General features: G+C 59.8%; 5 protein-coding genes and 1 pseudogene. 1 reads left to right on the plus strand and 5 read right to left on the minus strand.

What is annotated here, in order from left to right; genetic code table 11:
- Window positions 1-710: 710 nt before the first annotated feature.
- The 3 genes and pseudogenes from ACLKMW_RS25980 to ctaD all read right to left on the minus strand — a co-directional run.
- Window positions 711-1291, minus strand: a pseudogene (locus tag ACLKMW_RS25980) (DDE-type integrase/transposase/recombinase); the annotation flags it as partial.
- A 582-nt stretch (window positions 1292-1873) separates the two neighbouring features.
- Window positions 1874-2746: a universal stress protein gene (locus ACLKMW_RS25985; protein WP_415727416.1), complete on the minus strand. Its 873-nt coding sequence runs from the start codon at window positions 2744-2746 to the stop codon at window positions 1874-1876.
- Between the two features lie 317 nt (window positions 2747-3063).
- Complete coding sequence (ctaD, locus tag ACLKMW_RS25990; protein ID WP_415727417.1) at window positions 3064-4707, minus strand: cytochrome c oxidase subunit I; 1644 nt, start codon at window positions 4705-4707, stop codon at window positions 3064-3066.
- 417 nt (window positions 4708-5124) lie between these two features.
- On the opposite strand from ctaD, the gene ACLKMW_RS25995 reads away from it, so the two are divergent.
- Window positions 5125-6459 carry a PQQ-dependent sugar dehydrogenase gene (locus ACLKMW_RS25995; protein ID WP_415727418.1) on the plus strand — a complete coding sequence of 445 codons (1335 nt, stop codon included), beginning with the start codon at window positions 5125-5127 and terminating at the stop codon, window positions 6457-6459.
- 503 nt (window positions 6460-6962) lie between these two features.
- Here ACLKMW_RS25995 and ACLKMW_RS26000 read toward each other — a convergent pair.
- Window positions 6963-7919, minus strand: coding sequence for a glutathione S-transferase family protein (locus ACLKMW_RS26000; RefSeq protein ID WP_415727419.1), 957 nt, complete (start codon window positions 7917-7919; stop codon window positions 6963-6965).
- A gap of 266 nt (window positions 7920-8185) precedes the next feature.
- Window positions 8186-8638 (minus strand): Ros/MucR family transcriptional regulator, encoded by a 453-nt coding sequence (locus tag ACLKMW_RS26005; RefSeq protein WP_415727421.1) that lies wholly within the window; start codon window positions 8636-8638, stop codon window positions 8186-8188.
- Between the last annotated feature and the right edge of the window lie 647 nt (window positions 8639-9285).

The raw sequence follows: 9285 nt of genomic DNA on the forward strand, positions 1-9285 counted from the left end.
CCTCGGCATCAAGCAGTCTGAACTGAGCAATCGCAAGGCGGGCATCCTTCCCTACCTTACGCTTGCAGCCGGCCTGACGGTGGTGCTGGTAGCCAACTGGTTCTTCGTCATCTAATAGATCGAACGAGAACAACGCTGATCTGAATGAACACCCCCGGCCCAGAAAGGTTGAGCGGAAACCTGTAGAATTAGATAGATGGTCGCCTCGGGGAAGGGGCGGTCATCTCCATGTGATGATCCACCAAGCATTGTTACAATCGCAGCAGGAGTTGGCGAAAAGCTGCCGTCTGCTGCCCTTGTGTTCGTCGAGGCGAGTGTCGCATGTGCCGCGACCGTCCAGTCGACCCTTCGGGCCTGCCCACTGAGCCACTGAGCGGCTTAACGGTCTACGTGTAGCCGTTCCTAGGGCGTAGTGGCTTTGGCGCGGGCTCCAATTACAGACAGCTTGGCAGCTTGCGCCCGGTCGGCCCGGTCCTGCTTCATGACGTTCATTTCCTAGAGCAGATGGCGCATTTTAGACGCGAGAAGGTGCCCTAGCGCCAGCCGCACGCCAAAGGGCGGGGCGAACGGCGTTGATCGATAAGATCGAGGACGTTTCAGCCTATACGTACAGAAAAGCACCCCCGCGCAGCTCGCCATCGTGCTGCAGATCGGATTGGATCTGTTGCAACGGATGACTGGAAGCGCAACGAGGCCCGATCCAGGGCCAATAATGAGGCGAGAATTTCGAACTGCTCGGCCAGGGATGATTCGGATTGAAGGCAAACCTCACCTGCCGCCGCTTGCGCATCATATGGACCATTTCGGTGCGGTCCAGGATGATCGCGGCGGAGGCTGTGATTTGAAGCTAGCATTGGCCGGACGGGGCGCCTGATACGCCGATGGTTCTGTTCGATCCGGCTTATTCAAGTATTGACCCTTGCGGGATCCGGATCGGCTTCAGCCCGCGTTGGGAGCGATTCTGCAAGCGATTTTTGGTGTCGCAGGACACAATTGCCTCCTGATTGGTCTGGCTGCCATCATAACGGCGCGATCCGGCCGGCCATGACGCTTTTGGGAGGAAGCGCGTGCTGCGAGGAGGTCGCGGTTTTCGCTAAAGAGGAACTCAACCGTACCACCGACAATGTCGATGGCGCGGTAAAGAATGGTCCAGCGGTGAATGGTCGTGTGGTCGACGGCAATGCCAGCTCGGCCTCATTCTTCCAGATCACGCAGATTCAGATTGTAAGCCAGGGTACCATCGCACGCACAGCACATTTAATCCGTCGAAAATGTCGAATGGTCTTGCCATAGCCGGTGCTTAAAACGTTGCAACACATCCCCCGTATTGCCTCATGACCAGCTCTTTGCCTGGAGGCGGAGCATGCTCGAAGGCGGAACGTTTCGGTTCAGGTTGGCGTCGATTTGATACGCGAGCCGTGTGCGGGAACTCGAGAAAGCGCGTGCGCGATCTGGAGCGGATGCTTGGACGTAAGATCATGGAGTCGAGATCCGCAAGGAGGCGCTCAATCCCGTCGCCCCAAGGAAGGCGGTGTGCGGCTCGCCTCGCTGGATGCTGCGCTTGCAGGCGCCGAAGTTGTCGCAGCGGCAGTGATAGCCCTCGCTGACGCTGAGCAGTGGCGGTAATTGGTTGGATATGGGGCTCCGTGCTCCAGCATGCGGCGCAGGTCATCGGGTCCGATGCCACGGTGCAGAAAAATGCTGTATGCGGATGTGACGATGTGACTGCGAACGACAAATAGCCGAGTGGCTCGACATTGCTGAGCGTTTGAGTAAGCGCAAGCGGTCACCACAACAAACACAAGGCGCCTGTGGGCGCTGGGACATCGGAACGTGGGCGGCGCTAGCATGGCGCGAGCTTCGCGTCGTATTTTTAGCGCTTCTTGCTCGGAACCACGAGAATATCGGAGGGCACCTCGTCGAGGATTTTCGCAGCGACGCTGCCAACGAGGACATTCGCCAGACCGGATTTGCCATGTGTTCCTGCGATCACCAGGTCAATGTCGTTCTCCGCAACGAAGTCGCCGAGGATTTGTGCAGCATCTCCATGGCGGAGTTCTATCCGCACACGTGCGGCGTCAGCCTCTCCAAGCAATTCGCCCAATTGACGGCGACATTCTTCGTCGGCCAGCGTAGCAGTCTCGCTGCTGTATCTGCCCGCGTCATCGGCAAACAGCTGATAGGGCGGATCAAACGCATGAAACAGGGTCACCTGGTCAGGCGGAAACGATTTGACCGCAATCGCCAAAGCTGGCAAAGACGCATCAGAAAGATCACTTGCAACAACCACCCGCTCGGCAGTGTGTTCGATCCTTTTCTTCACCACAAGAATTGGCACAGACGAACGTCGCAGCAATGTCGTAACGGTGCTACCTGGAATGGATCGCCCCGCGGCGCTGTTGCCGGCAATGCCGGTCGTGATCAAATCGGCTCGCTCCCTTCGGGCAACCGCCAGAACTATATCGTCCGGCTTTCCGCGCTCAATCACGACCGACGCGCGCAACCCTTCTATGGCGGCAAACTCTTCGCGCAGCTGCCCGGCGGACCGTTGGATCGCAACTGGCACATCCGGTCTTGCTGGGACATCCGTGGGCACAGCGAATTCGTCGACAGCATGCACGGCGGTCAGGCTGGCGTTCCACCGCAATGCCAGCTCGATGGCGCGATGCTGAGCGCGGTCGGAACGCGCCGTGAAATCGGTCGCAAACAACAGATGCGTCGGTGGCCTTTCGCCGCTTGTCGCCATATCCACCTCGAGAGCGTGCACTATGTTTCTGGACCAATTGATCACATTTGGCAAATGGCCGATCAGCGTTGAGGTGGAGAAGGTCGCGGATCGCGGTAATGGCAGGCAGTACGGCCCTTATCCCGCGCGCCGTTGCCGGCCAAACCCGTTGTGATCGACGGCAGCCGGACCAAATCTCAACGCATTTGCTCGCAACGAGCGAAATGCTCCGACGCAAGTTGAAGCCGATCCGGATACGTCGAGCCCAAGTCTGGATTTCGCGCCGATCAGGATCACCGCGCACCTAAGCCCGCCATCCCGCGATAACGAGCGCTTCTTTAGGTGATCCTTGGTAATTTGTCCCATTGATGAAAAGGCGGCGGGGAGGACAGCTGCCATTCCAGTGTGGTTGCACCTTCGCCCCAGGGATTGGCGCCGGCGGTTCGCTTGCGTGCGAACGCCTCGCCGACGCCAATCAGAAAAACGAACGAGCCGAAGAGCGATAAATAAGAACCGTAGGAAGACACCATGTTCCAGCCTGCATATGCATCTGGATAGTCGATGTAGCGGCGGGGCATCCCCGCCAATCCCAAGAAGTGCTGCGGGAAAAAAACGAGATTGACGCCGATGAAGGTCAACCAGAAATGAACCCTCGCAATAAACGGCGAGTACATGTAACCGCTCATCTTGGGAAACCAGTAATACCATCCTGCGAATATCGCGAACAACGAACCGAGCGACATGACATAGTGGAAATGCGCAACCACATAGTAGGTGTCGTGGACGGATCGATCGAGGCCAGCATTGGCTAGTTGCACACCAGTAACGCCGCCGACGGTGAAGAGGAAGATGAAGGCGATAGCCCACAACATTGGTGTGCGGAAACTGATCGAACCACCCCACATGGTGGCCAGCCAGGAAAACACTTTCACCCCGGTGGGCACCGCAATAACCATCGTGGCGAACACGAAATAGCGCTGCGTGGCTAGAGATAGTCCTGTGGTGAACATGTGGTGGGCCCAAACGAGAAAGCCTACGACGCCGATGGCCACCATTGCGTAGGCCATGCCGAGATAGCCGAAGATCGGCTTGCGCGAGAAGGTCGATACGATGTGGCTGATGATACCGAAGCCGGGCAAAATGAGGATGTAGACCTCGGGATGACCGAAGAACCAGAACAGGTGCTGGAACAGGATCGGGTCGCCGCCGGCTTCCGGTACAAAAAACGCCGTGCCGAAATTGCGATCGGTCAGAAGCATGGTGATTCCACCAGCCAGAACCGGCAAGGTGAGCAGCAGCAGGAAGGCCGTGATCAGCACCGACCAGGCAAACAGCGGCATTTTGTGCAGCGTCATGCCGGGCGCGCGCATGTTGAAGATGGTGGTGATGAAGTTGATCGCACCAAGGATCGATGAAGCGCCAGCGATATGCACGGCGAGAATGGCCAAGTCCATTGCCGGTCCGGGCTGACCCGAAGTCGAGAAGGGCGGATACATCGTCCAGCCGCCGCCGGTGCCATAGAGGCCGGCCGGACCTGGCACGAAGAACGACATCAAAAGAAGAATGAATGCCGGCGGCAGAAGCCAGAAGGAGATGTTGTTCATGCGCGGGAACGCCATGTCCGGCGCACCGATCATGATCGGCACCATCCAGTTGGCGAAACCGCCAATCAGCGCCGGCATGACCATGAAGAAGATCATGATCAAGCCGTGCGCGGTCGTGAACACGTTGTACATGTGCTTGCCACCGTCGACAGCGGCGTCGCCATCAAGGCCGTAGACGATGGCGGCAAGCCCATGGAAGACCTGGATGCCGGGCTCCGCCAGTTCCCAGCGCATCATGACGGAGAGAAAGCCCCCCACAATGCCCGCAACAATCGCAAAGATTAGGTAGAGCGTACCGATGTCCTTGTGATTGGTGGAATAAACCCATCGAACCCAGCCGTGATAGGGCGTCCGGGGATCGCGCGCGAGTTCCGCCATAGCAGCCTCCTCGTGGATACTTGCAGCCTCTCAATCAAGGCGCCCGGTCCTTGCACATCGGACCGGGTGTGCGACCGCCCAAGTGATCATACGCTTTTTTTCGAGCCACTTACATCTTGCGTTCAAGCATTTGTTGGTCCGCGGCGATGCCCCACGTCGGCAAAGCGCCCCGATTGATGCCTTGCCACGTATCCCGGCCACCACGAAGCGCAACCTCGTCTCCGAGCAGATGGCGAGTTCTCCGGATAGCGCGACCTTCGCGGCGTGGTGCCCAATCGGATAAGCGCGTGGGCCAACTACGCGCCGAAACAAGTGCTGGGTCGGCGTGTTTGCCGCGGAACAAAGATCGACGGCAATGGTTGTAAGCGCCGGGCGGGAAGCTGCCGGGAGGAATTTATGCGAAGGTCAACGATCCTCATGGGTCTTCCACTGGCTCTCATTCTGCTGGCACCGGCGTATGCTCAGGAGGTGCGGACCGGCTCAGATGCCTTTGGCACATCGCAGGACGACGCACCCGGCGTGAGGCGGCACATCACGCCCGCCGACCTGCCGCCGCCGAGCAATGCTGAAAACGACCCCGAAGCGCCGGACTTCGAGAACATGGCTGACGTGGTCCCGGCGCCGGAAGGCAAGATGCCGGATGTGCCGGACGGTTTCGCGGTCCAGGTGTTTGCCAGCGGGCTGAATCAGCCCCGGGTCATCAGAACTGCCCCGAACGGCGACATCTTCGTGGCGGAAAGCGCCGGCGGACGCGTGTTGGTCTTCGCCGCCGCCTCTGTGGGAGCGGCGCCAGCCAAGCCCGAGGTCTTCGCCGAGGGACTGGAACGGCCCTTCGGCATCGCGTTCTATCCGCCAGCCGAACCGCGGTTCGTCTACGTGGCTGCGGCCAACCAGGTCGTCCGCTATCCCTACAGGGCCGGCGAACCCAAGGCGAGCGGGCCGGCCCAAATCATCATTCCCGATATCCCGACCGAGCGGCACTGGACCCGCGACCTTGCCGCCTCGCGGGACGGCCAACGTCTCTTCGTCTCCATCGGCTCGGCTTCCAATGCCGCCGCCGCAATGCCGGAGAAGTCACCAGAGGAGATCAAAGCCTTCGAGAAAGCGCACGGGCTCGGTGCCGCTTGGGGCGACGAAGAAAACCGGGCCGTGGTGCGCGTGTTCGACCCCGAAGGCGAGAACGTCCGCAATTTTGCGACCGGTCTGCGCAATTGCTCCGGCATGACCATACAGCCGGGCACAGAGAGTTTGTGGTGCACCGGCAACGAACGCGATCACCTCGGTGCCAATCTGGTTCCGGATTATCTGACCACCGTGCAAGAGGGCGGGTTTTATGGCTGGCCTTGGTACTACATCGGCGGCAACGAGGATCCGGCCCACGCCGGTGAGCGTCCCGAACTGAAGGACAAGGCCGCTGTGCCCGAGGTCTTGATCCAGGCACATTCATCCACGCTGCAAATGGTCTTCTACGACGCGGAGGCGTTTCCGGCCGAGTACCGCGGTGATGCCTTTGCTACGCTGCATGGGTCCTGGAACCGGGAGGAGAGGACCGGATACAAGGTGATCCGCGCTCTGATGGAAGACGGCAAGCCGACCGGCGTCTATGAAGACTTCATGACCGGATTCGTGCTGGACAAGGACACGGTCTGGGGTCGGCCCGCCGGCATCGCCGTGACGGAAGACGGCGCGTTGCTCGTCAGCGACGATGCCAATGGCACCATCTTCCGAGTCACGGCCGAAGGATCCAAATAGCCGATAAGTCTGGGGCCTCGGAGTCAGAGTATTGTCGCGGTGACCTCCGAGCACGCAACGAAGCTTATAAACTGGTGCTCGCCGCCGCCCGTGCCATGGAAGGCGAAGACCAGCCAATCGTCTCGACAGGCTGGTCGCCCGTGCCAAACCGCGCGTAAGTGCGCTTTTGCAATCCTCGTCCTCAGCAACGATAGCGCTGGAAGCTGCGGTTAAATGCTCAAGCATGGCCCTGGGGCGGTGACGTCGTGCGCCATGATGGCCCTTAGGCAAGAAGCCGACGAGAGTCAGCTCAAGACGGGTGAGTGCCTATGCTGCTAGATAGTCCGCACAGGATGTCATCGAACGCGGGGCTTGCCGCAACGACACGCTGCGGTCGGTTCGTCTCCGTCACCATTAGACACGCTGAACCACTGCCGTCCGGCGCTGCCGCGGTCGAAGGCGAACGGCCGTCGGGTGCTCTGAACGCGGCTGTCGGCAGCGATTCTGCCAGGGCGACCCGTCCGTTAAAGGCCGAGATCGCTGAGGTCGGGGCCATCGGGCACGATGGCGCTCGGGTTGAGCGACTTGATCGAGTAGTAGCCCTTCTTGATGTGGTCGATATTGACCGTGTTACGAACGCCAGGGATATCCAGCACTCGCTTCAGATAGGCCGACAGGTTAGGATATTCGGCAAGGCGCCGGAGGTTGCACTTGAACAGACCGTGGTAAGCGGCGTCAAAGCGCACCAGCGTCACGAACAGGCGGATGTCGGCCTCGGTGAATTGATCGCCGAGCAGGAAAGGACTTGCAGCCAGCCGCGCCTCCAATTCGTCGAGCATGGCGAAGACGCCGCGGTAGGCTTCACCATAGGCGAGTTGGGTCGTGGCGAAGCCGGCGCGGTAGACGCCGTTGTTCAGTGCCGGATAGATGCGTTCATTGAGCGCGTCGATGTCGGCGCGCAGCGCTTGCGGATAAAAATCGACGCTCTGGTCGGCCAGAGCCGCGAACCCTGAGTTGAAGATGCGCACGATTTCCGCCGACTCGTTGTTGACGATGGTCTTGCACTTCTTGTCCCACAGAACTGGAACCGTGGCGCGGCCGGTGAAATTGTCGTCGGCTTTGGTATAGAGTTCGTGCAGATAGGTGGCGCCATTGAGATCGTCCCGGCTGGCGCCAGGGTAGTCGCCGAAGCGCCAGCCCTGATCGGTCAATTCGGGCTCCACCACCGAAACTGACACGATGTCTTCCAGCTTCTTCAACCTTCTGGCGATCAGGGTACGCGATGCCCAGGGGCAGATCAGAGCCACATAGAGGTGATAGCGACCGGCCTCCGCAGCGAAGCCGGCTTCACCGGAGGGTCCAGCGCTGCCGTTGGGGGTGATCCAGTTGCGGAAGCTGGAAATCTGGCGGACGAAGCCGCCCTTTTCGTCCTTGGCCTGGACTGGCTGCCAGTCTTCGGTCCACTTTCCATTTACAAGCATGATGCGTCTCCGTTCAAAAGGAGGTGGCCGGGCACGGTCGGATGGAGAACGCGTCCCGCAGCGATCAGCCGCGCACTTTGAACACGGCGCGACGCCGCTACCGAGCAGCGCCAGCGAGGCAAAGTGACGGCCCAGAATGCCGGGAAACTCCCTGCCGCCATTTGGGTTGCTGAAAAAGAAGCCGACTGAGCCCCGCGCGACGTAGATAGCGCCGAGAAAGACCGGAATCAGCGCGCTGGAACCCCAGCGGGTCCACAGGCCGGCAATCAAGGCAAGGCCGCCTTCTTGCGCGAGGCGCGTTTCTTCGGAGCGGCTTTCTTAAGCTTGCGGCCGAGCCCCATCTCCTTGGCGAGCGCGGAACGTTGTGCAGCGTAGCCGGGCGCGACCATCGGGTAGTCGCGAGGCAGATTCCACTTCTCGCGATACTGTTCGGGCGTCAGACCATAGTGCGTGGCCAGGTGCCGTTTCATGGATTTGAACTTCTTCCCGTCCTCGAGACAGACGATATAATCGTCATGCACCGAACGCTTGGCGTTTACGGCAGGCTTCTGGGCTTTAGCAGCCGCGTCCGGTGCTGCGCCACCCAGACCGGACAGCGACTGATGAACCTGCGCAATCAAAGCAGGCAACTCGGAAGCAGGAACCGGATTGTTGGAGACATAAGCCGAAACGAGGTCGGCAGTTATTGCGACGATTTCGCTAATTTGAGTGTCAGACACAATTTCTTCCAGATGTCTTGAAGTTTGGCGGCTGCATGGTTTCCCGCCTAGCAGAATTGGCCTTCCGTAGCCAGACGCTTGAGTTTAGCCCGGTATTTCCGGCAATCCGGCGAAAATCGAGGGCAAATCTCGTCTACACGATCAAGGCCATGGCAGAAATACGGAGGATTCCGCGAGACGACTTGAAACATCACTGACCAGGCTTCGGAGATTATCTGGTCTGGGTCTCAGCGGCGGTACTTATCTCCTATCTGCCGGGCGGGCCAAATCTGACCCTTGGCGCGAGGACCGTGGGCTGGAGAAAGCGGATGTCGTGAATGGGGACTGGCCGCGTCGATCCGTCGCCGGCGAAGACAGGCTCCGGGCGCGGAGCGGCAGGCAAGCGAGTGTACGGAACGAAGCACCGGGCCATGTCCCTCCTGGCGTCCTTCGACATCTACCGCAAGCGCGGCGTGGCCAGTTTTTTCACCCCCATGAGGAGAGAGTTGGCAGCGAGGTAGATGCGTGCCGCGGCAACTGAATTCTGATCATGCGGGCCGTTTCTGTGATTGCCTCCCTCGCGCGGCGCTCTACCTCCTCTGTAGGACATCTGGGAGGCACCTATGAAGAGAACTGAAACTCGCGACGCGCTTGTCGACAAGGGTCGC

The organism is Borborobacter xinjiangensis (assembly GCF_047739745.1).
Taxonomy (GTDB): Bacteria; Pseudomonadota; Alphaproteobacteria; order Rhizobiales; family Rhizobiaceae; genus Pseudaminobacter.

Coding starts and splice junctions, on each gene's coding strand:
- ctaD (WP_415727417.1), bottom strand. CDS start 4,707: ATGGCGGAACTCGCGCGCGATCCCCGGACGCCCTATCACGGCTGGGTT.
- ACLKMW_RS25995 (WP_415727418.1), top strand. CDS start 5,125: ATGGGTCTTCCACTGGCTCTCATTCTGCTGGCACCGGCGTATGCTCAG.
- ACLKMW_RS25985 (WP_415727416.1), bottom strand. CDS start 2,746: ATGGCGACAAGCGGCGAAAGGCCACCGACGCATCTGTTGTTTGCGACC.
- ACLKMW_RS26000 (WP_415727419.1), bottom strand. CDS start 7,919: ATGCTTGTAAATGGAAAGTGGACCGAAGACTGGCAGCCAGTCCAGGCC.